At 62.8% G+C, this 21,981-nt stretch carries 24 protein-coding genes; 22 read left to right on the plus strand and 2 right to left on the minus strand.

Annotated features, from left to right (window positions below; genetic code table 11):
- Positions 1-273 precede the first annotated feature (273 nt).
- Together CR152_RS18765 and CR152_RS18770 are read right to left on the minus strand one after the other, a co-directional pair.
- The gene (locus tag CR152_RS18765; protein ID WP_099877022.1) at positions 274-1,017 is read right to left on the minus strand and encodes an SAM-dependent methyltransferase; all 744 of its coding nucleotides are present in this window, start codon (positions 1,015-1,017) and stop codon (positions 274-276) included.
- Positions 1,018-1,033: 16 nt separating this feature from the next.
- Positions 1,034-1,636: a Maf family nucleotide pyrophosphatase gene (locus tag CR152_RS18770; RefSeq protein WP_099877025.1), complete on the minus strand. Its 603-nt coding sequence runs from the start codon at positions 1,634-1,636 to the stop codon at positions 1,034-1,036.
- A 180-nt stretch (positions 1,637-1,816) separates the two neighbouring features.
- Here CR152_RS18770 and CR152_RS18775 point away from each other — a divergent pair, with 180 nt between their 5' ends.
- From CR152_RS18775 to uvrC, 22 genes are all read left to right on the plus strand, one after another.
- Positions 1,817-2,314, plus strand: coding sequence for a YceD family protein (locus CR152_RS18775; RefSeq protein WP_099877028.1), 498 nt, complete (start codon positions 1,817-1,819; stop codon positions 2,312-2,314).
- Between the two features lie 207 nt (positions 2,315-2,521).
- Positions 2,522-2,704, plus strand: coding sequence for a 50S ribosomal protein L32 (gene rpmF, locus CR152_RS18780; RefSeq protein WP_008449924.1), 183 nt, complete (start codon positions 2,522-2,524; stop codon positions 2,702-2,704).
- A gap of 196 nt (positions 2,705-2,900) precedes the next feature.
- Positions 2,901-3,962 (plus strand): phosphate acyltransferase PlsX, encoded by a 1,062-nt coding sequence (gene plsX, locus CR152_RS18785; RefSeq protein ID WP_099877031.1) that lies wholly within the window; start codon positions 2,901-2,903, stop codon positions 3,960-3,962.
- Between the two features lie 11 nt (positions 3,963-3,973).
- Positions 3,974-4,960 carry a beta-ketoacyl-ACP synthase III gene (locus tag CR152_RS18790; protein WP_099877034.1) on the plus strand — a complete coding sequence of 329 codons (987 nt, stop codon included), beginning with the start codon at positions 3,974-3,976 and terminating at the stop codon, positions 4,958-4,960.
- A 176-nt stretch (positions 4,961-5,136) separates the two neighbouring features.
- Entirely contained in the window at positions 5,137-6,096 is a 960-nt protein-coding gene (fabD, locus tag CR152_RS18795; protein ID WP_099877037.1) for an ACP S-malonyltransferase, read from the plus strand.
- Between the two features lie 55 nt (positions 6,097-6,151).
- Complete coding sequence (fabG, locus tag CR152_RS18800) at positions 6,152-6,889, plus strand: 3-oxoacyl-ACP reductase FabG (protein ID WP_099877040.1); 738 nt, start codon at positions 6,152-6,154, stop codon at positions 6,887-6,889.
- A gap of 177 nt (positions 6,890-7,066) precedes the next feature.
- Positions 7,067-7,306 (plus strand): acyl carrier protein, encoded by a 240-nt coding sequence (acpP, locus tag CR152_RS18805; protein WP_018059410.1) that lies wholly within the window; start codon positions 7,067-7,069, stop codon positions 7,304-7,306.
- Positions 7,307-7,334: 28 nt separating this feature from the next.
- Positions 7,335-8,606: a beta-ketoacyl-ACP synthase II gene (gene fabF / locus CR152_RS18810; RefSeq protein WP_099877043.1), complete on the plus strand. Its 1,272-nt coding sequence runs from the start codon at positions 7,335-7,337 to the stop codon at positions 8,604-8,606.
- A gap of 192 nt (positions 8,607-8,798) precedes the next feature.
- Complete coding sequence (locus tag CR152_RS18815) at positions 8,799-9,296, plus strand: protein YgfX (protein ID WP_307718587.1); 498 nt, start codon at positions 8,799-8,801, stop codon at positions 9,294-9,296.
- A gap of 69 nt (positions 9,297-9,365) precedes the next feature.
- Positions 9,366-9,968 carry an RNA polymerase sigma factor RpoE gene (gene rpoE / locus CR152_RS18820; RefSeq protein WP_054267245.1) on the plus strand — a complete coding sequence of 201 codons (603 nt, stop codon included), beginning with the start codon at positions 9,366-9,368 and terminating at the stop codon, positions 9,966-9,968.
- Positions 9,969-10,030: 62 nt separating this feature from the next.
- The gene (locus CR152_RS18825) at positions 10,031-10,606 is read left to right on the plus strand and encodes a sigma-E factor negative regulatory protein (RefSeq protein WP_157778587.1); all 576 of its coding nucleotides are present in this window, start codon (positions 10,031-10,033) and stop codon (positions 10,604-10,606) included.
- A gap of 198 nt (positions 10,607-10,804) precedes the next feature.
- On the plus strand, positions 10,805-12,274 hold the full coding sequence (locus tag CR152_RS18830) for a DegQ family serine endoprotease (RefSeq protein ID WP_099877053.1): 1,470 nt from the start codon (positions 10,805-10,807) through the stop codon (positions 12,272-12,274).
- Positions 12,275-12,346: 72 nt separating this feature from the next.
- Positions 12,347-12,607, plus strand: coding sequence for a glutaredoxin family protein (locus tag CR152_RS18835; protein ID WP_099877056.1), 261 nt, complete (start codon positions 12,347-12,349; stop codon positions 12,605-12,607).
- A gap of 285 nt (positions 12,608-12,892) precedes the next feature.
- Positions 12,893-14,686 (plus strand): translation elongation factor 4, encoded by a 1,794-nt coding sequence (lepA, locus tag CR152_RS18840; protein WP_099877059.1) that lies wholly within the window; start codon positions 12,893-12,895, stop codon positions 14,684-14,686.
- On the plus strand, positions 14,683-15,597 hold the full coding sequence (lepB, locus tag CR152_RS18845) for a signal peptidase I (protein ID WP_099877061.1): 915 nt from the start codon (positions 14,683-14,685) through the stop codon (positions 15,595-15,597). The genes lepA and lepB overlap by 4 nt, the downstream gene beginning before the upstream one ends.
- Before the next feature lie 17 nt (positions 15,598-15,614).
- The gene (locus CR152_RS18850; protein WP_099877064.1) at positions 15,615-16,022 is read left to right on the plus strand and encodes a DUF4845 domain-containing protein; all 408 of its coding nucleotides are present in this window, start codon (positions 15,615-15,617) and stop codon (positions 16,020-16,022) included.
- A gap of 26 nt (positions 16,023-16,048) precedes the next feature.
- Positions 16,049-16,891, plus strand: coding sequence for a ribonuclease III (gene rnc / locus CR152_RS18855; protein ID WP_229413451.1), 843 nt, complete (start codon positions 16,049-16,051; stop codon positions 16,889-16,891).
- Complete coding sequence (gene era, locus CR152_RS18860) at positions 16,888-17,790, plus strand: GTPase Era (RefSeq protein ID WP_099877067.1); 903 nt, start codon at positions 16,888-16,890, stop codon at positions 17,788-17,790. Before rnc ends, era begins: the two co-directional genes overlap by 4 nt.
- Positions 17,791-17,814: 24 nt before the next feature.
- Positions 17,815-18,675 carry a DNA repair protein RecO gene (gene recO / locus CR152_RS18865; protein ID WP_099877069.1) on the plus strand — a complete coding sequence of 287 codons (861 nt, stop codon included), beginning with the start codon at positions 17,815-17,817 and terminating at the stop codon, positions 18,673-18,675.
- Positions 18,676-18,701: 26 nt separating this feature from the next.
- Positions 18,702-19,469, plus strand: a complete 768-nt coding sequence (pdxJ, locus tag CR152_RS18870) for a pyridoxine 5'-phosphate synthase (RefSeq protein ID WP_099877072.1) — start codon at positions 18,702-18,704, stop codon at positions 19,467-19,469.
- A 14-nt stretch (positions 19,470-19,483) separates the two neighbouring features.
- Positions 19,484-19,876 carry a holo-ACP synthase gene (acpS, locus tag CR152_RS18875; protein WP_099877075.1) on the plus strand — a complete coding sequence of 131 codons (393 nt, stop codon included), beginning with the start codon at positions 19,484-19,486 and terminating at the stop codon, positions 19,874-19,876.
- A gap of 26 nt (positions 19,877-19,902) precedes the next feature.
- Positions 19,903-21,873, plus strand: a complete 1,971-nt coding sequence (gene uvrC / locus CR152_RS18880; RefSeq protein WP_167399918.1) for an excinuclease ABC subunit UvrC — start codon at positions 19,903-19,905, stop codon at positions 21,871-21,873.
- Positions 21,874-21,981: the final 108 nt, after the last annotated feature.

Below are 21,981 nucleotides of genomic sequence, written 5' to 3' on the forward strand. Positions count from 1 at the left end.
GTGACTGCGCTACGGAATTGGATTCCCGCCTGCGCGGGAATGACGGAGCTTAAGTTAGCGGCATTAGCCTCTGGACTTGCCTCGTTCCAAGGAATTGGAGGAGTTTCTTGGAAACTGGGACCTGCGCGGGAAGTCATTTCTGCCAATGGCAGGAATGACGGAGCTTAACTTGGCGGCATTGGTGGCGGGCGCTGATTCTGTCAGGCGCACATCCACCGTTGGCTTCTTGTGACTATCTGGCGTGTTTCCGACGCCAAGCGCGCCTGTTGCGTATTACGCCAGCAGCAAAAACACCGTCGGCTTCTTGTGGAAGTCGGGCGCCTTGCCGGCCGCCAGCAATGACTTCCATTTGCCGCCGTTCAAGGTGCGGATCGATTCGGTCGGCAGGCTCAGGTCGGTCGCGACGCAGATCAGCGTGCCCGGCTGGCAGGCGCCGACCAGGGCGTCGAGCATGGCGCCGTTGCGGTAGGGCGTTTCGATCAGCAGCTGGGTCTGCTTTTCCGCGCGTGAACGCGTTTCCAGCTCCTTGATGCGCTTGGTGCGCAGCGCCGCGTCGGTCGGCAGGTAGCCGTTGAAGGCGAAGCTCTGGCCGTTCAAGCCGCTCGCCATCACCGCCAGCAGCAGCGACGAGGGACCGACCAGCGGGCGCACCTGGATGCCGCGCTCGTGCGACAGACGCACCAGGTCGGCGCCCGGATCGGCCACCGCCGGCACGCCCGCTTCCGAGATGAGGCCGGCGTCGCGCCCGGCCAGCAGCGGTTCCAGCAAGCCGGCCAGCGCTTGCGCCGGGGTGTTCACGTTCAGTTCAGCAATCTCGATTTCCTGCAATGTTTTCGCTAATGGATGCCGCTGCGCAATCAGCTTCAGGAAGCCGCGCGCGGTCTTGGCGTTTTCGGCGACAAAATAGTCGAGGCGCGCGGTCAGTGCCTGGACTTGCTCGGGAATGATGTGCGCGAGCGCGTCGGTGGCCGTGTCGGCGCCGAGGGTGTTGGGGATCAGATATAAAGTGCCGGACATGGTCTAAGTGCAGTGCTCACTGTTGAAAGAAGGAGAATCCGGCCTGGCGCAGCATGCCGGTCAGGGCGATCAGGGGCAGGCCGGTGAGGGCGGTCGGGTCGGTGCTGTCGATGCGTTCCAGGATGGCAATGCCGAGCGCTTCGTTCTTGGCGCTGCCGGCGCAGTCGTAGGGTTGCTCGATGCGCAGGTAGGCGTCGAGTTCGGCATCTGGCAGGTCGCGCACGGTGACGAACGTTTGCACGTTCTCCACCTGGGCCGTGCCGGTGCGGCCGTCCCACAGGCACAGCGCCGTGTGGAACACCACGCGCCGTCCGCGCATGGTCTGCAGCTGGGCCAGGGCATTGGCGTGGTTGCCCGGTTTGCCGATCTGCTCGCCGTCGAGCGTGGCGACCTGGTCGGAACCGATGACAACGCTGCCCGGCGCGCGCGCCGCGACCGCTTCGGCCTTGGCGCGCGCCAGGCGCAGCGCGGTCGCTTCGGGCAATTCGCCGGGCAGGGGCGTTTCATCGATATCGGGCACCAGCACGTCGAACGGCAGGCGCAGGCGTTCGAGCAATTCGCGCCGATACGCGGAACTCGATGCAAGAATTAGCCGCGGTGCGGTGGAAGTTGGTATCATGTCGTACCTTGGTCCGGTTGGCTGTCCCTGTTAGCGGGCGCAGCGGGATTCATCTGGCGGGCACGGCGTGGTCGCGCCAGCAACAGCGCGCGGGTCCATGCCCAAATAATCGCGCTTAGTCTTTGACTCCACAGCGAGAAGCCTGTTATTATCGCAGGTTTTCCGGGGAAAATTTCTGCAATGAGTGCTTTTGTCATCGACGCTTTTGAGTTTTGTCGAAGCAACGGCCATCGCGAGGGCGTCACGCCTGTCGCTGAAATGAGCCGGTTGAACAAGGATTGCGCCGACCAGTCGGGCCAGATCGCCTGGACCATCGATGGGTCGACCAGCAAGCAGGGCTATCCGCAAATGACCTTGTCGGTATCCGGCACGGTCCAGCTGGTATGCCAGCGTTGCCTGGCCCCGTTCGCTTACGAGATGGATTCGTCCACCGTGCTGATGCTCGGCAAGGATGACGAGCATGCGGACGAGATCGAGGAAGTATTGAACGACGAGAGCATCGACGTCATCGTCGGCAGCCGCGAATGCGATGTGCGCGATCTGTTCGAGGATGAGGCCTTGCTGGCCCTGCCGCAAGTGCCGAAGCACGACGCATGTCCGGACAGCAAGCTGCTCGACGCGGTCAAGTCCGACAAGCCGTCGCCGTTTGCGGGGCTCAAGAATCTCAAGCCGGAATAGTCGCTGTGCGGCTGGCGGCTGAAATACAGAACAAGCAAGTGTAATGAACGTGTCAAACGCGTGTTGTAGTCGAGTATGGCATTGGTAGTAAAGGTAGGACGGCGTTAAACATGTCGGTAAAGAAATTTTGCCGCTGGGATACTCGATTCGCATGTATTTGCTGATCGATTGTGTTAGAATTTTAGAACTTATGTATTAGGAGTCATCATGGCAGTTCAGCAAAACAAGAAATCCCCTTCGAAGCGCGGTATGCACCGTTCGCACGACTTCCTGGTCGCGCCACAACTGGGCATCGAGCCAACCACCGGTGAAACGCATCTGCGTCACCACATCAGCCCTAACGGCTTTTACCGTGGTCGCAAAGTTCTCAAAACCAAAAACGACGAGTAATCGACGTTTTAGTTTGAGTAAGATGAAAGCGGTGCAACGACTTTTTTGTGCGTCGCACCGCTTTTTCTTTGTCACCGGCTGCAAACCACCTTTGCACACCGTCATTTCGAATTACGCAGACTCTGCTTGGCGCTCGCCCACTTCCAGATCGCATCCTGCCGCCACACGCTGTTGAGTCGCGGTACGAATCCACAAAATGACAATTAAAATTTCCATTGACTGCATGGGCGGCGATCATGGCCCCTCAGTTACTATCCCCGCAGCACTCTCTTTCCTCAGCAGCGAACCCGAAGCAGAATTGATTCTGGTCGGCCTGCAGGACGAGTTGCGCGCAGAACTCAAAAAACACAAAGCCGACAGCCATCCGCGCCTGTCCATCCTGCATGCGTCCGAAGTGGTGACGATGGATGATCCCATCGAAATCGCCCTGCGCCGCAAGAAGGATTCGTCGATGCGCGTGGCGATCGAGCTGGTCAAGGACGGCAAGGCCCAGGCCTGTGTGTCCGCCGGCAATACCGGCGCCCTGATGGCGGTGTCGCGCTATGTGCTCAAGACCATGGCCGGGGTCGACCGTCCCGCCATTTGCTCGATCCTTCCCAACCAGAAAGACGGCCCGACCTATATGCTGGACCTGGGCGCGAACGTCGACTGCGAGCCGCATCACCTGCACCAGTTCGCCATCATGGGCTCGGTGCTGGTCTCGGCCATGGAAGGCATCAAGCGCCCCACCATCGGCTTGCTCAATGTCGGCACCGAAGAAATCAAGGGCAATGAAGTGGTCAAGGCCACCGGCAAGCTGCTGCGCGAAGACCATGAGCGCGGCGCCCTGAATTTCTACGGCAACGTCGAAGGCAACGATATTTTCAAGGGCACCACCGACATCGTGGTGTGCGACGGTTTCGTCGGCAACGTCACGCTCAAGGCGGCCGAGGGACTGGGCCGCTTCGTCAAGGATGCCCTGACCACCGAGTTCAAGCGCAATCCGCTGACCATGCTCGGGGCCATCATCGGACGCGGCGCCCTGAAGAAATTCTCCAACCGTTTCAATCCGTCGCGCTACAACGGCGCCAGCCTGCTCGGTTTGCGCGGCCTGGTGTTCAAGAGCCACGGCGGCGCCGATGCCTACTCGTATGAGTGGGCGATCAAACGCGCCTTCGACGCGGCAAAATACAATGTGCAGGAGCAGCTCTCGGCCATGATCGCCGAGTTGATGCCCCGTACGCCTGACCCGGAAGTGCCAGGAATAACCCACTCGTAGGACGGCTAGCAATGACCTTGTACAGCAAAATTATCGGCACCGGCAGCTATCTGCCGGCCAAGCGCGTCTCCAACGGCGACCTGACCGAGCAACTGGCGGCCAAGGGCATCGAAACGTCGGACGAGTGGATCGTCTCCCGCAGCGGTATTTCGAACCGGCATTACGCAGCGCCGGACGAGCTGTCGTCGGACCTGGCCGTGGCGGCCGCCCGCAAGGCGCTCGAGATGGCCGGCAAGCATCCCGAGGAAATCGACCTCGTCATCGTGGCCAGCTCGACCCCCGATTTCCATGGCAGTTTTCCCAGCACCGCCTGCATCGTCCAGCGCAAGCTCGGCATGCACAACAACAGCGCCGCCTTCGATGTGCAAGCCGTCTGCAGCGGCTTCGTGTATGCGGTGTCGGTGGCGGACGCCTTCATCAAGTCGGGCGCGCACAAGAACGTGCTGGTGATCGGCGCGGAAGTGTTTTCGCGCATTCTCGATTTCAACGACCGCACCACCTGCGTGCTGTTCGGCGATGGCGCCGGGGCCATTGTCCTGACCGCCTCGGAAGAGCCGGGCATTCTGGCATGCAAACTGCATGCCGATGGGCGCTATTCCGACATCCTCAGCGTGCCGGGCACCCTGGCCGGCGGCGCGATCGCCGGCAGCGCTTTCCTGTACATGGATGGCCCTGCAGTGTTCAAGCTGGCCGTCACCGTGCTCGAGCAGGTGGCCAATGAGGTGCTCGAACACGCGCACATGACCGCCGGCCAGCTCGACTGGCTGGTGCCGCACCAGGCCAATATCCGCATCATGAAAAGCACGGCGAAAAAGCTCGGCTTGCCGCTCGATAAAATGGTGGTCACGGTCGACCAGCATGGCAATACCTCGGCCGCCTCGATTCCGCTGGCGCTCGATATCGCCATGCGCGATGGCCGCATCAAGGCGGGCGACAACGTCATGATGGAAGGCGTCGGCGGCGGCTTCACCTGGGGCGCCGTGCTGGTGCGCATGTGATTGGTTCTGGCGCGGCGGCGCCCGGCGCGGCGGCGCCCGGCGCGGTGGCGCCCGCGAGCTCCGCCGTTGCCTTCGCCATTTCCTTTGCCGATTCTTTCGCCGTTTATTTAATTCTTGCCCGCATCAGTCCTTGATGCGGATGCCGCCATAAAAACAAAACAGGAGGACATCATTCCATGAGTAAATTCGCGTTCGTATTTCCCGGCCAGGGTTCGCAGGCCATCGGCATGCTGGGCGGCTTCGCCGGCAACCCCGTGGTCGCGCAAACCGTTGCCGAAGCCAACGAAGCGCTCGGCTTCGACCTGGGCAAACTGATCGCCGACGGTCCCAAGGAAGACCTGGACCTGACCACCAATACCCAGCCTGTCATGCTGACCGCCTCGGTCGCCGTTTACCGCGCCTGGATCGCGGCCGGCGGCGCCGTGCCGGCGGTGGTGGCCGGCCACAGCGTGGGCGAATATTCGGCCCTGGTGGCGGCCGGCGTGATCGCCTTCAAGGATGCGGTGCCGCTGGTGCGCTTCCGCGCCCAGGCCATGCAGGAAGCGGTGCCGGTGGGGCAGGGCGGCATGGCCGTCATCCTCGGCCTGCCGGCCGACGAGGTGCGCGCGATTTGCGCCGAAGCGGCAGCCGTAACGGACGCCGCCAATCCGGCCGAAGTGGTCGAGGCGGTGAATTTCAACGAGCTGACCCAGATCGTGATCGCCGGCCATAATGGCGCCGTCGAACGCGCCTGCGAACTGGCCAAGGCCAAGGGCGCCAAGCGCGCCATGAAGCTGGCGGTGTCGGCGCCGTTCCATTCCTCTTTGCTGAAACCGGCCTCGGACCGCCTGCGCGACTATCTGAAGGATGTGCCGTTCGCGGCGCCGCGGATCGACTTGATCAACAACGTCGACGTGGCTATCCTGAACGATCCCGAAGCGATCAAGGATGCGCTGGTGCGCCAGGCGGCCGGTGCGGTGCGCTGGGTCGAAACCATGCAGATGATGGCGGCCGGCGGCGTCACCCAGGTGATCGAATCGGCGCCGAGCAAGGTGCTGATCGGCATGGCCAAGCGCATCGATGCGCAACTGGTGGGCGAGGCGCTGGTGGACCAGGCTTCGCTGGAGCGCGTATTGAGCAGCCTCAATCAGGCGTAAGCCAGTTGGCGCAGTATCGCAGGGCATCGCAGAATATTAGAACAAAAGGACATCAATGAAACTGGAAAATCAAGTCGCCCTGGTCACGGGCGCGTCGCGCGGCATCGGCAAGGCCATCGCACTCGAACTGGCCCGCCAGGGCGCGAAAGTGGTCGGCACCGCCACCACCGAGAGCGGCGCAGAGGCGATTTCCGCCTATCTGGCCGAATTCGGCGGCAAGGGCGCGGTCCTGAACGTGACCGATGCGCCCGCCTGCAGCGCCGTCGTCGACGATGTGCAAAAGGGTTTCGGCAGCCTGTCGATCCTGGTCAACAATGCCGGCATCACGCAAGACCAGCTGGCCATGCGCATGAAGGACGAGGAATGGGACAGTGTCATCGCCACCAACCTGTCGGCGGTGGGGCGCCTGTCGCGCGCGGTCCTGCGCGGCATGATGAAAGCGAAGCATGGGCGTATTATTAACATCACCTCGGTGGTCGGTTCGGCCGGCAATGCGGGGCAGATGAATTACGCGGCCGCCAAGGCCGGCGTGGCCGGCATGAGCCGGGCGCTGGCGCGCGAGATCGGCAGCCGCAATATCACGGTCAACTGCATCGCTCCCGGTTTCATCGATACCGATATGACCAAGGCATTAAGTGCCGAGCAGCACACCGGCTTGCTGACGCAAATTCCGCTGGGGCGCCTGGGCGCGCCGGAAGACATCGCCCACGCCGTCGCCTTCCTGGCGGGGCCGCAAGCGGCGTACATCACGGGCACGACCCTGCACGTGAACGGCGGAATGTATATGAATTGATGTTGAGTGCCTTGCCTGATCCCATTTGCGGCCCTGCGCACGGATCAGATAAGGGGAATTCTCGTCATTTAGCAGTACGTTCGGTGGAATTTGCGGCAGACACCGAAATTAGTTTTTCACCGCGCAAACCTGATAAAATGCGCGCACTTTCCGTAACACACACAATGGAGCCATAACATGTCGGATATCGAACAACGCGTTAAAAAAATCGTCGCTGAGCAACTGGGCGTTGCAGAAGTAGACATCAAAATCGAATCTTCGTTCGTTGACGACCTCGGTGCGGATTCCCTCGACACCGTCGAACTGGTGATGGCACTGGAAGACGAATTCGAAATGGAAATCCCTGACGAACAAGCTGAAAAGATCACCACCGTGAAACAGGCAATCGACTACGCTACGGCGCACGTCAAGGCCTAAGTTTTACAATTTTTCTCGGGAGAATCGCTTGAGCCGTTCACGAAATCGTCGTGTCGTCATCACCGGGCTGGGCTGCGTTTCACCAATCGGCAACACGGTTGCCGAGACGTGGAGCGCGGCGCTGGCCGGCAAGTCGGGCATTGCCAACATCACCAAGTTTGATGCGCAGCCCTTTTCGACCCACTTCGCGGGCGAAGTCAAGGGTTTCAATATCGAGGATTACATCCCTGCCAAGGATGCCCGCCACATGGATACGTTTATCCATTACGGCATGGCGGCGGGTATCCAGGCAATGCAGGATTGCGGACTGGTCGTCACCGAAGACAATGCCGACCGCATCGGCGTGATCATCGGTTCCGGCATCGGCGGCTTGCCGCTGATCGAAGACACCAAGGAAGAATACGCCAAGCGCGGCCCGCGCCGCATTTCCCCCTTTTTCGTGCCGGCCTCGATCATTAATATGATTTCGGGCAACCTGTCGATCAAGTACGGCTTGCGCGGTCCGAACCTGGCCATCGTCACGGCCTGCACCACCGGCCTGCACAGCATCGGCGCGGCTGGCCGCCTGATCGAGTACGGCGACGCCGACGTGATGATTGCGGGCGGTGCCGAAGCGACCATTTCGCCGCTGGGCCTGGGCGGTTTCGCCTCGGCACGCGCGCTGTCTTCGCGCAACGACGATCCGGCCACCGCCTCGCGTCCGTGGGACGTCGACCGCGACGGCTTCGTGCTGGGCGAGGGTGCCGGCGTGATGGTGCTCGAAGAGTACGAGCACGCCAAGGCGCGCGGCGCCAGGATCTATGCCGAACTGCTGGGCTTCGGCATGAGTGCCGACGCCTACCACATGACGGCGCCGGTCGAAGACGGCAGTGGTGCGAGCCGCTGCATGCAATCGGCCCTGACCAATGCCGGCATCAATGCCGACCAGGTCAATTACGTCAACGCGCACGGTACCTCGACCCCGCAGGGCGATGTGGCCGAAGTGCAGGGATTGAAGAAGACCTTCGGCGCGCACGCCGGCAAGCTGGTGGTCAACTCGACCAAGTCGATGACCGGCCACCTGCTGGGCGGCGCCGGCGGCCTGGAAGCCGTGTTCACCGTGCTGGCGATGCATCACCAGATCTCGCCGCCGACGATCAACATCTTCAACCAGGACCCCGCTTGCGACCTGGACTTCTGCGCCAATACGGCGCGCGAGATGAAGATCGACATCGCGGTGAAGAACTCGTTCGGCTTCGGTGGCACCAACGGCACCTTGGTATTCGGCAAGGCATTCGGCAAGGCATTCGGCAAGGCCTGAACCCCGGCGTCGCTAAAACAATCCTTGGTGCAATGACGCGCAGGAAAAATTTTCGCGTCGCAGCATGAACTTTCGGCGTCCGCACTTGTCTCAAGTGTGGGCGTCGATGAAACGCCGGCGGCTCTCGCCGGGGTCCGATTTGCCCAGTGCACCATCACGCACTGGCGCCCCGCAGCACCTTTCCTACTGATTATGTCGATTGCGGTTTCCGCCTGCATCAGGCCGTCGCGTTCCTTGCGTCTGGTTCTGCTGTGCTATGCCGCGCTCAATCTGACCGTGGCTCTTGCGCTCGTCGGGCGCTGGGCTGCGGGCATTGGCGCGGCCAGCGTTTTGCCGGCATGGTGTGCTGGGGCTTGCGCCTTGGCAGCAATGCTTGCATGGAGGGCATCGGCACAGGGGGAAATGCGGCGCAGGATTGATATTTCTGGACTCGGCGAGATTCGCCTGACGGTACAACAGAGCTTGGGCGCAGTACCGGCCGAAGCAGATGTGCTGCAATTGCTTCCCGGATCGACTATCTGGCCGCACAGCCTGCTCCTGCTGCTGGGCTCATCCGGTGGCAAGCTCGTCAGTGTGCTGCTCATCTGGCCGGACAGTTTGGCTCGCGAGCAATTCCGGGGTTTGTCGGTGGCCCTCAGGGCCATTGCCGGGCGGGACAATAAATTTGTCGGAAATAACAAAATACTTTGAACTTATTGCAAGCGGCCAACTCTATAGACATAGGGACGGGCCGCTGCTGCAGCCAAGAGGGCAGGGTCAGTGACGACAGAACGCGAGTGTGATCAACTGCTGGTTGAGCGCGTCCAGGCTGGCGACAGGCAGGCGTTCGACCTGCTGGTCAGTAAATATCAGCGCAGGCTGATGCGGCTTGTTTCGCGCCTGGTGCATGATCCGGCCGAGGCCGAGGACGTGGTACAGGAAACATTCATCAAGGCGTATCGGGCCTTGCGGCATTTCAGGGGGGATTCCGCTTTCTATACGTGGCTCTACAGAATCGGGATCAATACGGCGAAGAATTTTCTCGTCACGCAGGGCAGGCGCGCACCGACCTCGACCGAGTCCGATGCGGAGCGCGCCGAAGCGTTTGACGATGCGGACAGCTTGCGTGACATCAACACCCCGGAATCGGTGTTGGCAAGCAAGCAGATCGCTTATACGGTCAATGCCGCGATGGAGGCGCTGCCGCACGAATTGCGCAACGCGATTGTCCTGCGCGAAATTGAAGGGTTGAGCTACGAAGAAATAGCGGAAGTGATGTCATGTCCCATCGGCACGGTGCGCAGCCGGATTTTCCGGGCGCGCGAAGTGATCGCCGAAAAGTTGAGGCCCTTGCTCGACATGCCAGTTGACAAACGACGCTAAAGGTAGCGATGATCGCTCTAATCGGTTAACTTTTGGTCACACTTACAGTGATGGAAATACTGATGGACACCCCGAAAAAAGTCCGGGAGCAGATCTCGGCGTTCAGCGACCACGAACTGTCGCCGTCCACGTTTCCTGACGCGGCCCTGCATTCGGCCGACGGCCAGCACGCGTGGGACCTGTACCACCGCATCCGCGACGCCATGCGCGACCCGGGCGGGCCCGACGTATCCGACGCATTCGCCGGCAAACTGGCGGCGCGCCTGGCGGCCGAGCCGCCGCCGGGCAAGCGCGTGCTGCGCGCATCGAGCGCGGCCCTGTCGCGGCGCGCGCCGCCCATTCCCCCGGCCGCCGTGGCCGCCGGCGCGGCCGGGCCGGTCACCGGCATCAGCGAGGCGGCGGTGACCGGCAGCGCCGGCCCCGTGAGCGGCAGCGATGCGCCCGATGCGCCGGACGCGATAGCCGTCGCCGAACCGGTGAACGAGGCCATCACCGAACCGCGGGCCGAGGGCGCGACCGGAAGCCGGGACGCCAAGGCCGATGGCGCGGCCGACAGCATCGCCGATGGCAGGGCCGATGGCATGGCCGATCCCAAGCCGGTCAGCATGGCCAAGCCGGCCATCGCCTCGATTTCCTGATCCACCCTCGTCATCCGCGCCGTGCTTGCCTGGCAGGCATGCCGTGGCCGCCCGCCGGGCGCCGCCCTGGCGCGGGGCGCCCCCGCCATTGACGGCGCCATCGCGCCGCGGCCGGGCCGGCGACGAGCGGCGCGACAAGGAGGGCGTTTTGGCTTACCATAACGTCAATCTTTATCCGATTCCCCCTACCCGATCACCATGACACTTTCCGTTGGCAGCAAGCTCTTCTCCGCTTTGTTCATCGCCGCTGCCGCCCTGGGCGCGGCCCCGCAGGCGGGGGCCGCCACACCGGTGGGCGCGCCGCTGGTCACCGGCCTGCCCGATTTCACCGACCTGATCGACAAGGTCGGGCCGGCGGTGGTCGATATCCGCACCACCGAAAAGCTCAAGCCGGGCGAGCGCGCGCCCACCGAGGAAGAAGTGCTGGACCTGCTGCGCCGCTTCTACGGCGCGCAGGACCCGCGCGGCAGGCGCGCTCCCCAGCCGCAGTTGCCGCCCCAGGCCCCGTCCCAGGAAGATGAGCTGCAGCGCGGCGTCGGGTCCGGCTTTCTGATTTCGGCCGACGGCTTCGTGCTCACCAACGCCCATGTCGTCGACGGCGCCGACGAAGTGCTGGTCACCCTGACCGACCGGCGCGAATTCAAGGCCCGCGTGCTCGGTTCCGACAAGCGCTCGGACGTGGCCCTGCTCAAGCTCGACGCCCAACAGTTGCCCAGCCTGACCATCGGCGACTCAGGCAAGATCCGCGTGGGCGAATGGGTGATCGCCATCGGCTCGCCCTTTAACCTGAACAATACGGTCACGGCCGGCATCATTTCGGCCAAGTCGCGCGATACCGGCGACTTCCTGCCGCTGATCCAGAGCGATGTGGCGGTCAATCCCGGCAACTCGGGCGGCCCCCTGATCAATATGCGCGGCGAAGTCATCGGCATCAATTCCCAGATCGCGACCCTCTCCGGCGGCTACAACGGCATTTCCTTTGCCGTGCCGATCGATGAAGTGATGCGCGTTGCCGACCAGCTCAAGAAGAGCGGCAAGGTCACGCGCGGGCGCCTCGGGGTCGAAATCGACGAACTGACCAAGGACGTGGCCGAGGCGCTGGGCCTGGGCCAGGCGCGCGGCGTCGAAGTGGTGCGGGTGGAGGCGGGCGGTCCGGCCGACAAGGATGGCATCAAGGTCGGCGACATCATCCTCAAGTTCAACGGCAAGGAAATCGAGCGCAGCGGCGATTTGCCGCGCCTGGTGGGCGCCACGGCCGTGGGCAGCAAGGCCGTGGTCACGGTCTGGCGCCAGGGCCAGCAGAAAGACATTACGGTCAACATCGTCACGCTCGACGACGACAAGGCCGCGCGCAAGCCGGGTCCCAAGAAGCCGGGCCCCGAGCAGCGTCCCAACGCGCTGGGCCTGCATGTGTCGGACCTGAGCGAGGTGCAGCGCAAGCAATTGCAGATCGACGGCGGCGTGCTGGTCGATGCCAGCGAAGCGCTGGCGGCACGTGCCGGCCTGCGTCCGGGCGACCTGATCCTGCAATTGAACAATATCGAAATCAAGGATGCCAAACAGTTCAACGCCCTGGTCGCCCGGCTCGATCCCCGCAAAAATGCCCTGGTGCTGGTGCGGCGCGACGACACCGCCCAATACGTGGTGATCCATCCCCAAACAAGGTAAGCCCTGAGCGGCAAACCAGCCATCGCCGGCGCCCCCTGGCCGCCGGCTTTTCCTTTTTGATAACGCGATGCCATGATCCGATTCACCCTGTATTCCCGCAGCTACTGCCACCTGTGCGACGACCTGCTCGACGCCCTCAATGCCCTGCAAACCGAGACCGTGCGCTTCGCCGTCGAGGTGATCGACGTCGATGCCGACCCGGCCCTGGTCGAGCGCTTCGACGAACTGGTGCCGGTGTTGTTCGGCGACCCGGCCGGCCCCGAGCTGTGCCACTACTTCCTCGACGAAGCGGCCGTGCGTGCCTACCTGGCGGCATCGCCTGTGTCGATTTAACAATGTTTACACGGAATTCGGCAATAGACCGGCTTTCTACCCTGAAATCCGGTAAAATGCGGGGGTCGGAATTAGCTTCTGTTCTGAGCTTGACAGCTTCTCTCGCTTGACAAGGCGCTCGCCTGGGGATAGCCATGCCCCCCACGGAGCGCTTTTTTCGTATGGGGGCGGCGTCGCCCCGATACGGCAAGCCGGCACAGCAAGCTGACGCAGCAAGCTGGAGCACCAAAGCCCGCGCGACCACCCCGAATGTCGTCCTTCCCTACTTGGTTTTGAATTGCATTAATGAACAACATACGTAACTTTTCCATCATCGCCCACATCGATCACGGCAAATCGACCCTCGCCGACCGTATCATCCAGATCTGCGGCGGCTTGTCCGACCGCGACATGGAAGCCCAGGTGCTCGATTCGATGGACCTGGAGCGCGAGCGCGGCATCACCATCAAGGCCCAGACCGCGGCCCTGCATTACAAGGCGCGCGACGGCCAGGTGTACAACCTGAACCTGATCGACACGCCCGGCCACGTCGACTTCAGCTATGAAGTGTCGCGTTCGCTGTCGGCGTGCGAAGGCGCGCTGCTGGTGGTCGATGCTTCCCAGGGCGTGGAAGCGCAGACGGTGGCGAACTGCTACACCGCGCTCGACCTGGGCGTGGAAGTGGTGCCGGTTCTTAACAAGATCGACTTGCCGCACGCCGATCCGGCCAACGCGATTGCCGAGATCGAAGACGTGATCGGGATCGATGCGACCGACGCCGTCAAGTGCTCGGCCAAGAGCGGCCTGGGCGTGGAAGACGTGCTCGAATCGCTGATCGCCCGGGTGCCGCCGCCAAAGGGCGATCCGGAGGCGCCGCTGCAGGCGCTGATCGTCGACTCGTGGTTCGATAACTACGTCGGCGTGGTGATGCTGGTGCGCGTGATCAACGGCACCCTGAAACCGAAAGAAAAAATCCTGCTGATGGCGTCCGAATCGGTGCAGCTGGTCGAGAGCGTGGGCGTGTTCAGCCCGAAATCGCAATCCCTGCCGCAGATTTCCGCCGGCCAGGTCGGCTTTGTCATCGCCGGCATCAAGGAACTCAAGGCCGCCAAGGTCGGCGACACGGTGACCCACGCGGCCAAGCCGGCTAGCGCGCCCCTGCCGGGCTTCAAGGAAGTCCAGCCGCAGGTGTTCGCCGGCCTGTTCCCGGTCGAAGCGAACCAGTACGATGCGCTGCGCGACTCGCTCGAAAAGCTCAAGCTCAACGACGCGGCCCTGATGTACGAGCCGGAAGTATCGCAGGCGCTGGGCTTTGGCTTTCGCTGCGGCTTCCTGGGCCTGCTGCACATGGAAATCGTGCAGGAACGCCTGGAGCGCGAATTCGACATGGACCTCATCACCACGGCGCCGACCGTGGTGTACGAAGTGATCATGCGCGACGGCTCCCTGATCCGGGTCGACAATCCATCCAAGATGCCCGATCCGTCCAAGATCGAGGAAGTGCGCGAGCCGATCGTCACGGTCAATCTGTACATGCCGCAGGAATACGTGGGCTCGGTCATCACCCTGTGCATCGGCAAGCGCGGCGTGCAGATGGACATGAGCTACCACGGCCGCCAGGTCAAGCTGATCTACGAAATGCCGATGGCCGAGATCGTTCTCGACTTCTTCGATCGCCTCAAGTCGACCTCGCGCGGCTACGCCTCGATGGATTACGAGTTCAAGGAATACCGGGCTGCGGACGTGGTCAAGGTCGACATGCTGATCAACAGCGAAAAAGTCGATGCGCTGGCCATCATCGTGCACCGCGCCAACAGCCAGTTCCGCGGCCGCCAGGTCGCCGCCAAGATGCGCGAACTGATTCCACGCCAGATGTTCGACGTGGCGATCCAGGCCGCCATCGGCGCCACCGTCATTTCGCGCGAAAACGTCAAGGCGCTGCGCAAGAACGTGCTGGCCAAGTGCTACGGTGGCGATATCAGCCGCAAGAAGAAATTGCTCGAGAAGCAGAAGGCCGGTAAGAAGCGCATGAAGCAGGTTGGCTCGGTGGAAATTCCACAAGAAGCATTCCTGGCAATTTTACAAGTGGACGATAAATGAACCTGCAGTTTATCTTAGGGAATTTTGCACTGATCCTGTTCGTGGCGATGGTCCTCACGGGCATCGTCTGGTGTCTGGATGTGTTTTATTTCGCGCGCCAGCGGCGTGCCGCGGCCGATGCGGCCCTGGCCGCCTTCGACGCGCGCAACGCCAAGCTGAGCACCGAGGGCATCAAGGTCGACAACACCAGCCGCCAGTCGATCGAAGCGGCCATCCTGCGCCAGCCGACCTGGATCGAGTACTCGGGCAGCTTCTTCCCGGTGATTGCGCTGGTGTTCATCCTGCGCTCCTTCCTGTACGAGCCGTTCAAGATTCCCTCGGGTTCGATGGTGCCGACCCTGGTCATCGGCGACCTGATCCTGGTGAACAAGTTCACCTACGGCATCCGCCTGCCGGTGCTGAACCAGAAAATCATCGACGTCAACGACCCCCAGCGCGGCGACGTGATGGTGTTCAAATATCCCGACGATATGGCGCAGGATTACATCAAACGGGTGGTCGGCATTCCCGGTGATAAAATCACGTATGAAAACAAGCGCCTGACCGTCAACGGCCAGGAAGTGAAGTACACGGCGCTCCCCGATTTCCTCGACGAGGAATCACCCGTGTACCATAAGCAATACATGGAAGGCCTGACCGGCGTGCCGCACCGCATCCTCAACGATGAGGGCAAGGCGGTGATCAACATCGACCAGGTCAAGAACTTCCCGCACCGGGAAGGTTGCACGTATACCGTCGATAAATTTACTTGTATCGTACCTCCGGGCAATTACTTTATGATGGGCGATAATCGGGACAACAGCTCCGACAGCCGTTATTGGGGCTTCGTCCCGAATAAGAATATCGTGGGCAAGGCGTTTTTTGTCTGGATGAACCTGGGTAGTCTTGGCCGCATCGGCAGCATTCATTAAAGTCAAAGGGATTTACTATGTACGGATCGAAACCCGTCAATCTGGCGAAACAGCAGGGTGTGTCCTTGTCAGGCCTGATTTTCTTGCTGGCAATCATTACCTTTATTGCCATGTTCGCCATGAAAGTCTTTCCGACCTTTCTCGAATACCGCTCGGTCAAGGCCGGCATCATCGCCGCCAAGAAGATCGACGGCACGGTGCGCGACATTCAGCTGTCCTTCGACAAGCACGCCGACATCAACAGCATTAAAACGATCAAGGGCACCGACCTGATCATCACCAAGGATACCGGCGAGACCCAGGTGGCATTCGCCTACACCTCGCGCATTCCGCTGATCACCAATGTCACGCTGCTGATCGACTACTCGGGTACCACCGACCCGAGCGGCGTCATTCCTGAAAAACCGGCAGACCCCATCCGTTAAGGCAGTCCAACCAAGAAATCCGACACATGAATCTTCAGTTATTGCAAACGCGCTTAGGGTATACGTTCCAGGATGCTGGCCTGTTGCAGCAAGCCTTGACGCACCGCAGCCACAGCAGTTTGCATAACGAGCGCCTGGAGTTTCTCGGCGATTCGGTCCTGAACTGCGTGGTGGCGTCGGTGCTGTACGAGCGTTTTACCGCCATCGACGAGGGCGACCTGTCGCGCCTGCGCGCCAACCTGGTCAAGCAGCAGTCGCTCTACGAGATCGCCCAGAAGCTGGAATTGTCGCAATTCCTGCGCCTGGGCGAGGGCGAGCTCAAGTCCGGCGGCTTTCGCCGGCCTTCGATCCTGGCCGACACGCTCGAAGCGCTGCTGGGCGCGATTTTCCTCGACGCCGGCTTCAATGCCGCGCGCGACGTGATCCGTGCCTTCTACATCCCGATTCTCGACTCGGTCGACCCGCGCACCCTCGGCAAGGATGCCAAGACCTTGCTCCAGGAATTTTTGCAAAGTAAGAAAATCTCGCTGCCGACCTATAACGTGGTGGCCACCCATGGCGCCGCGCACAGCCAGGAATTCGAGATCGAATGCCTGGTGCCCAAGCTCGGCATCCAGGTCTACGGCCGTGGCGGCAGCCGCCGCGCCGGCGAACAGGCCGCCGCCAAGCTCGCGCTCGAAGTGGCCGAGCAAGCCTTGCTGAAGACCCCGCCGGCCGGCCGCAAGGCCAAGCCGCGCGCCGCCCAGCTCAAGCTGGCCGGCATCGCTACCATCCAGAGCGACGCCGAGCCCGACGCCGACGACGACAGCACGCTGCCGGTCGACGCCAAAACCCCTAAACACCCGCCTCCAGAAACGAAATCTGCATGAACGCCACAACTACCCCAGAAAACTTCCGTTGTGGCTATATCGCCATCGTCGGCCGCCCCAACGTGGGCAAATCGACCCTGATGAACGTGCTGATCGGCGCCAAGGTCTCGATCACCTCGCGCAAGGCCCAGACCACGCGCCACCGCATCACCGGCATCCAGACCGTGGACGACGCCCAGTTCATCTACGTGGACACGCCGGGCTTCCAGACGCGCCACTCGAATGCGCTCAACAAGACGCTCAACAAGACCGTCACCAATACGCTCATTTCGGCCGACGTGATCCTGTACCTGATCGAAGCGGGCACCTTCGGCCCGGCCGACCAGCAGGTGATCGACCTGCTGCCCACGGACGTGCCGTGCATCCTGGTCATCAACAAGTCGGACCGGGTCAAGGACAAGGCGGCCCTGATGCCGTTCGCCCAGCAGATCGCGGCCAAGCATGATTTCGCCGCCATCGTGCCTGTCTCGGCCAAGCTCAAGTTTCAGCTCGACGGCCTGCAAAACGAGATCAAGCGCCTCCTGCCCGAGAACGCGCCCGTGTTCGGCCCGGACGACATCACCGACCGCAGCGAAAAATTCCTCGCTTCCGAAATCGTGCGCGAAAAGCTGTTCCGCCTCGTCGGTGACGAACTGCCGTACACCAGCACCGTCCTGATCGAAAAATTCGAGCAGGAAGGCGACCTGCGGCGCGTGTTCGCCGCCATCCTGGTCGAGCGCGACACGCACAAGTCGATGGTCATCGGGAACAAGGGCGCGCGTCTGAAGGAAGTATCGACCCAGTCGCGGCTCGACATGGAAAAGCTGTTCGGCGGTCCGGTGTACCTGGAGATCTGGGTCAAGGTCAAATCCGGCTGGGCCGACAATGAAGCGGGCCTGCGCGCCTACGGTTACGAGTAAGCGCGGAGCAGCGCCGCCACCCGCATGCCCACCAACGACGCCGACCTGACCGTCGCCGTAGCGGCCAGCGCGCCTGCCGCGGCGCAGGCACAGTCGGCACCCTCCTTGGAGGCCGCCTTGGCGCCCTCCCTGGCGTCCGCCCCGGCGCCAGCGAAGCGGCGCGTCCCCCAGCGCGGCGAGCGAGTCAGCGAGCAGCCATCGTTCGTGCTGCACAGTTATCCGTACAAGGAAACGAGCCTGATCGTCGACATGTTCACGCGCGACTTCGGCCGCGTGGGACTGGTCGCCAAGGGCGCCAAGCGGCCGCTGTCGAAGCTGCGCGGCGTGCTGCAGACCTTCCAGCCACTGCAGGCCGCGTGGAGCGGCAAGTCCGAACTGCGCACCCTGATCGACGCCGAGTGGGTGGGCGGCATGCTCCCCCTGGAGAAGACCGCGCTGCTGTGCGGCTTCTACCTCAACGAACTGCTGGTCAAGCTGATCGCGCGCGACGACCCGCACCCGGCCCTGTTCGACCACTACGTCTCGACCCTGAACCAGCTGGCCCACAACGAACCGGCGCCGATCGTCTTGCGAAAATTCGAACGGGCCTTACTTAAAGAGACAGGCGTGGCCGCCGACCTGACGCGCTGCACCAGCGCCCGCACGGCGGTCGAGCCGGATGGCCAGTACGTGGTCGACCCCGAGCGCGGCGCGCGCCCGGCACGCGACGCCGACAGCTGGCCGGCGGTGAGCGGCAAGACCCTGCTCGACATGGAACGCGAAGACTACAGCGACCCGGTGACCCAGGCGCAGAGCAAAGTGCTGATGCGCTTCCTGCTGGCCCACCAGCTGGGCGGATCGCCCCTGAACACGCGCCAGATCCTGATCGACCTGATGCAGTTATAAATTATCCACGCACCCGAGCAACCATCATGAGCTTCCTCCAACCGAATGGCCCGGTCATCGACCTGGGCGTGAATATCGACCATGTGGCGACCCTGCGCAATGCGCGCGGCACCGTGTATCCGGACCCGCTGCGCGCGGCCATGCTGGCCGAGCAGGCCGGCGCCGACGTGATCACCCTGCACCTGCGCGAAGACCGGCGCCACATCAAGGACGCCGACGTGATCGCCCTGCGCCCGCAGCTGATGACGCGCATGAACCTGGAAGCGGCCGTCACGCGCGAGATGATCGACTTCGCTTGTTCCGTGCGGCCCCAGGACGTATGCCTGGTGCCCGAGCGGCGCGAAGAAGTGACCACCGAAGGCGGCCTCGATGTGATCCGCTACTACAAGGAAGTCGAAGCGGCCGTCAAACAGCTGCAAGGGGAGGGCATTCGCGTGAGCCTGTTCATCGACGCCGACGAAGCGCAGATCGGCGCGGCCGCCGACTTGAACGTGCCGGTGATTGAACTGCACACCGGGCGCTATGCCGAAGCCGGCGAGGGCGAACTGGCGCATGAACTGGAGCGCATCCGGCTCGGGGCCCGCTTTGGCGTCTCGCGCGGCCTGAAGGTCAACGCCGGCCACGGCCTGCACTACCAGAACGTGCAGGCCATCGCGGCCATCGCCGATATCGGCGAACTCAATATCGGCCACGCAATCGTCGCCCATGCGCTGTTTGCCGGATTTGAAAACGCGGTGCGCGAGATGAAGGCCATCATGGTCGCCGCGCGCCTGGCCGCGCGCGTGTCGGCTTAACCGGCGCCGCGCCGATGATCTACGGGATCGGCACCGACATCGTGCAGATCGCGCGCATCGAGGCGGCGCTGGCGCGCAGCGAGCGCTTCGCAACGAAGATTTTGGGTGACGACGAACTGGCGGTGTTCCGCCAGCGCCGCGAGCAGAACGCGGTGCGCGGCATGCGCTACCTGGCCACGCGTTTCGCGGCCAAGGAAGCGTTCTCGAAAGCGATCGGCCTGGGCCTGTGCCTGCCGATGGCATGGCGCAGCGCGCAGATGCTCAACACGCCGGCCGGCCAGCCCGTCATGGTGTGCAGTGGCGCGCTTGACGCCTTTATGCGGCAAAATGGGCTCAGTGCCCAGGTGACGGTGAGCGATGAAGCCGAGTACGGCGTCGCCTTCGTGATCGTCACCCGGCAAGCCTGATTTAATTGACCCGGATTGATGCTGCAATGACCGATGTAATTTCCAACGCCAACCCCGACGCACAACCTGCCATCACGCCCGCGGCCGAGCGTGGCCCGGCCGATCGTGGCCCGGCCGATCGTGGCCCGGCCGATCGCGGCCCGGCCGATCCCGGCGCCGCCGCCGCGCGCGAACAGGTGCTCGCCACCGTTGCCAAGCTGCCCAACCTGCCGGGCGTGTACCGCTATTTCGACGAAGCCGATGCGGTCCTGTACGTGGGCAAGGCGCGCGACCTCAAGAAGCGCGTGTCGAGCTACTTCCAGAAGAACCTGGCCAGCCCGCGCATCGCCATGATGGTCGAGCGCATCGCGCGCCTCGAGACCACCGTCACGCACAGCGAGGCCGAAGCGCTGATCCTCGAAAATAACCTGATCAAGACGCTCAAGCCGCGTTTTAACATCCTGTTCCGCGACGATAAGTCGTATCCCTATCTGAAGATCACCGGGCAGGACGTGCCGCGCATGGCTTACTACCGCGGCGCGGTCGACAAGAAGAACCAGTATTTCGGGCCGTTCCCGAGCGCGTGGGCGGTCAAGGAATCGATGCAGATCCTGCAGAAGGTGTTCATGCTGCGCACCTGCGAGGACAGCGTGTTCTCGAACCGCACGCGCCCCTGCCTGCTGCACCAGATCGGCCGCTGCAGCGGTCCCTGCGTGGACCTGATCACGCGCGACGACTACAAGATTGACGTCGACAACGCCGCCAGGTTCCTGCGCGGGCGCCAGAGCGAGGTGATGGCCGACCTGGAAGCGAAGATGCACGCGTTCGCGGGCGAACTCAAATTCGAGCAGGCCGCCGCGGTGCGCAACCAGATCCAGTCGCTGGCGCGCGTGCTGCACCAGCAAAGCATGGAAACCGGCGGCGACGCCGACGTCGACATCATCGCCGTGGTGGTGCAGGGCGGGCGCGCCTGCGTCAACCTGGCGATGGTGCGCGGCGGGCGCCACCTGGGTGACCGTGCCTACTTTCCGACCCAGGTCAGCGACGCCGCAGCGATTGCCGAAGGCTCGATCGAAGTCGAAGTGCTGGCGGCCTTTCTGGCGCAGCACTACAGCGAAAAATTCATCCCCGGGGTGCTGATCCTGAATATCGAATTCGACCAGCCGGCGTTGATGGTGGCGCTCACCGAGCAGTGCGGACACCGCATCAACCTGATTTTCCAGCCGCAGGGGCAGCGCCGCCAGTGGCTGGAAATGGCGCACAAGGGCGCCGAGATTTCGCTGGCGCGCCTGCTGTCCGAACAGGGTTCGCAGCAATCGCGCACGCGCGCGCTGGCCGAAGCGCTGGCACTCGATGCGACCGACCTCGATGCCCTGCGCATCGAGTGCTTCGACATCAGCCACACGCAGGGCGAGGCGACCCAGGCCTCGTGCGTGGTATTCCATCACCACGCCATGCAGAACGGCGAATACCGGCGCTACAACATCAACGGCATCACGCCGGGCGACGATTACGCGGCCATGCGCCAGGTGCTGATGCGCCGTTACGAAAAGGTCGCCAATGGCGACGGTGTCATGCCCGACGTGGTGCTGATCGACGGCGGCAAGGGCCAGATCGAAATGGCGCGCCAGGTGTTCGCCGAACTGGGTCTGGATATCTCGCTGATCGTCGGCGTGGCCAAAGGGGAGGGGCGCCGGGTCGGCCTGGAGACGCTGATGTTCGTCGACGGGCGCGCCGCGCAGGAGCTGGGCAAGGAATCGGCGGCGCTGATGCTGGTCGCCCTGATCCGCGACGAAGCGCACCGCTTTGCGATCACCGGCATGCGCGCCAAGCGCGCCAAGACGCGCCAGACCTCGCGCCTGGAAGAGATCGAGGGCATCGGCGCCAAGCGCCGCCAGAAGCTGCTGGCGCGCTTCGGCGGCCTGCGTGGCGTGGTCGACGCCAGCGTCGAAGACCTGATGTCGGTGGAAGGTATTTCGACCCAGCTGGCCGAAGAGATTTACAAGCAGCTGCATTGACCGGCATGATGCGACCGTGTGTGCGGCATGCCCCGCGCACGGTCCAAACTGGTTAAAAGATCATTAGCAAGGTAGACTAGCGGCGCAAGCATCTATCAACGCTTAACC

Origin of the sequence: Massilia violaceinigra (assembly GCF_002752675.1) — a bacterium.
GTDB lineage: Bacteria > Pseudomonadota > Gammaproteobacteria > Burkholderiales > Burkholderiaceae_D > Telluria_A > Telluria_A violaceinigra.

Excerpts from the sequence above, each read along its gene's own strand:
- CR152_RS18850 (WP_099877064.1), top strand. The coding sequence starts at position 15,615 with ATGTACGGATCGAAACCCGTCAATCTGGCGAAACAGCAGGGTGTGTCC.
- acpS (WP_099877075.1), top strand. The coding sequence starts at position 19,484 with ATGATCTACGGGATCGGCACCGACATCGTGCAGATCGCGCGCATCGAG.
- era (WP_099877067.1), top strand. The coding sequence starts at position 16,888 with ATGAACGCCACAACTACCCCAGAAAACTTCCGTTGTGGCTATATCGCC.
- CR152_RS18830 (WP_099877053.1), top strand. The coding sequence starts at position 10,805 with ATGACACTTTCCGTTGGCAGCAAGCTCTTCTCCGCTTTGTTCATCGCC.
- fabG (WP_099877040.1), top strand. The coding sequence starts at position 6,152 with ATGAAACTGGAAAATCAAGTCGCCCTGGTCACGGGCGCGTCGCGCGGC.
- acpP (WP_018059410.1), top strand. The coding sequence starts at position 7,067 with ATGTCGGATATCGAACAACGCGTTAAAAAAATCGTCGCTGAGCAACTG.
- recO (WP_099877069.1), top strand. The coding sequence starts at position 17,815 with ATGCCCACCAACGACGCCGACCTGACCGTCGCCGTAGCGGCCAGCGCG.
- CR152_RS18835 (WP_099877056.1), top strand. The coding sequence starts at position 12,347 with ATGATCCGATTCACCCTGTATTCCCGCAGCTACTGCCACCTGTGCGAC.
- rnc (WP_229413451.1), top strand. The coding sequence starts at position 16,049 with ATGAATCTTCAGTTATTGCAAACGCGCTTAGGGTATACGTTCCAGGAT.
- CR152_RS18765 (WP_099877022.1), bottom strand. The coding sequence starts at position 1,017 with ATGTCCGGCACTTTATATCTGATCCCCAACACCCTCGGCGCCGACACG.
- plsX (WP_099877031.1), top strand. The coding sequence starts at position 2,901 with ATGACAATTAAAATTTCCATTGACTGCATGGGCGGCGATCATGGCCCC.
- lepB (WP_099877061.1), top strand. The coding sequence starts at position 14,683 with ATGAACCTGCAGTTTATCTTAGGGAATTTTGCACTGATCCTGTTCGTG.
- pdxJ (WP_099877072.1), top strand. The coding sequence starts at position 18,702 with ATGAGCTTCCTCCAACCGAATGGCCCGGTCATCGACCTGGGCGTGAAT.
- fabD (WP_099877037.1), top strand. The coding sequence starts at position 5,137 with ATGAGTAAATTCGCGTTCGTATTTCCCGGCCAGGGTTCGCAGGCCATC.
- CR152_RS18775 (WP_099877028.1), top strand. The coding sequence starts at position 1,817 with ATGAGTGCTTTTGTCATCGACGCTTTTGAGTTTTGTCGAAGCAACGGC.
- CR152_RS18770 (WP_099877025.1), bottom strand. The coding sequence starts at position 1,636 with ATGATACCAACTTCCACCGCACCGCGGCTAATTCTTGCATCGAGTTCC.
- CR152_RS18825 (WP_157778587.1), top strand. The coding sequence starts at position 10,031 with ATGGACACCCCGAAAAAAGTCCGGGAGCAGATCTCGGCGTTCAGCGAC.
- rpmF (WP_008449924.1), top strand. The coding sequence starts at position 2,522 with ATGGCAGTTCAGCAAAACAAGAAATCCCCTTCGAAGCGCGGTATGCAC.
- lepA (WP_099877059.1), top strand. The coding sequence starts at position 12,893 with ATGAACAACATACGTAACTTTTCCATCATCGCCCACATCGATCACGGC.
- uvrC (WP_167399918.1), top strand. The coding sequence starts at position 19,903 with ATGACCGATGTAATTTCCAACGCCAACCCCGACGCACAACCTGCCATC.
- CR152_RS18815 (WP_307718587.1), top strand. The coding sequence starts at position 8,799 with ATGTCGATTGCGGTTTCCGCCTGCATCAGGCCGTCGCGTTCCTTGCGT.
- CR152_RS18790 (WP_099877034.1), top strand. The coding sequence starts at position 3,974 with ATGACCTTGTACAGCAAAATTATCGGCACCGGCAGCTATCTGCCGGCC.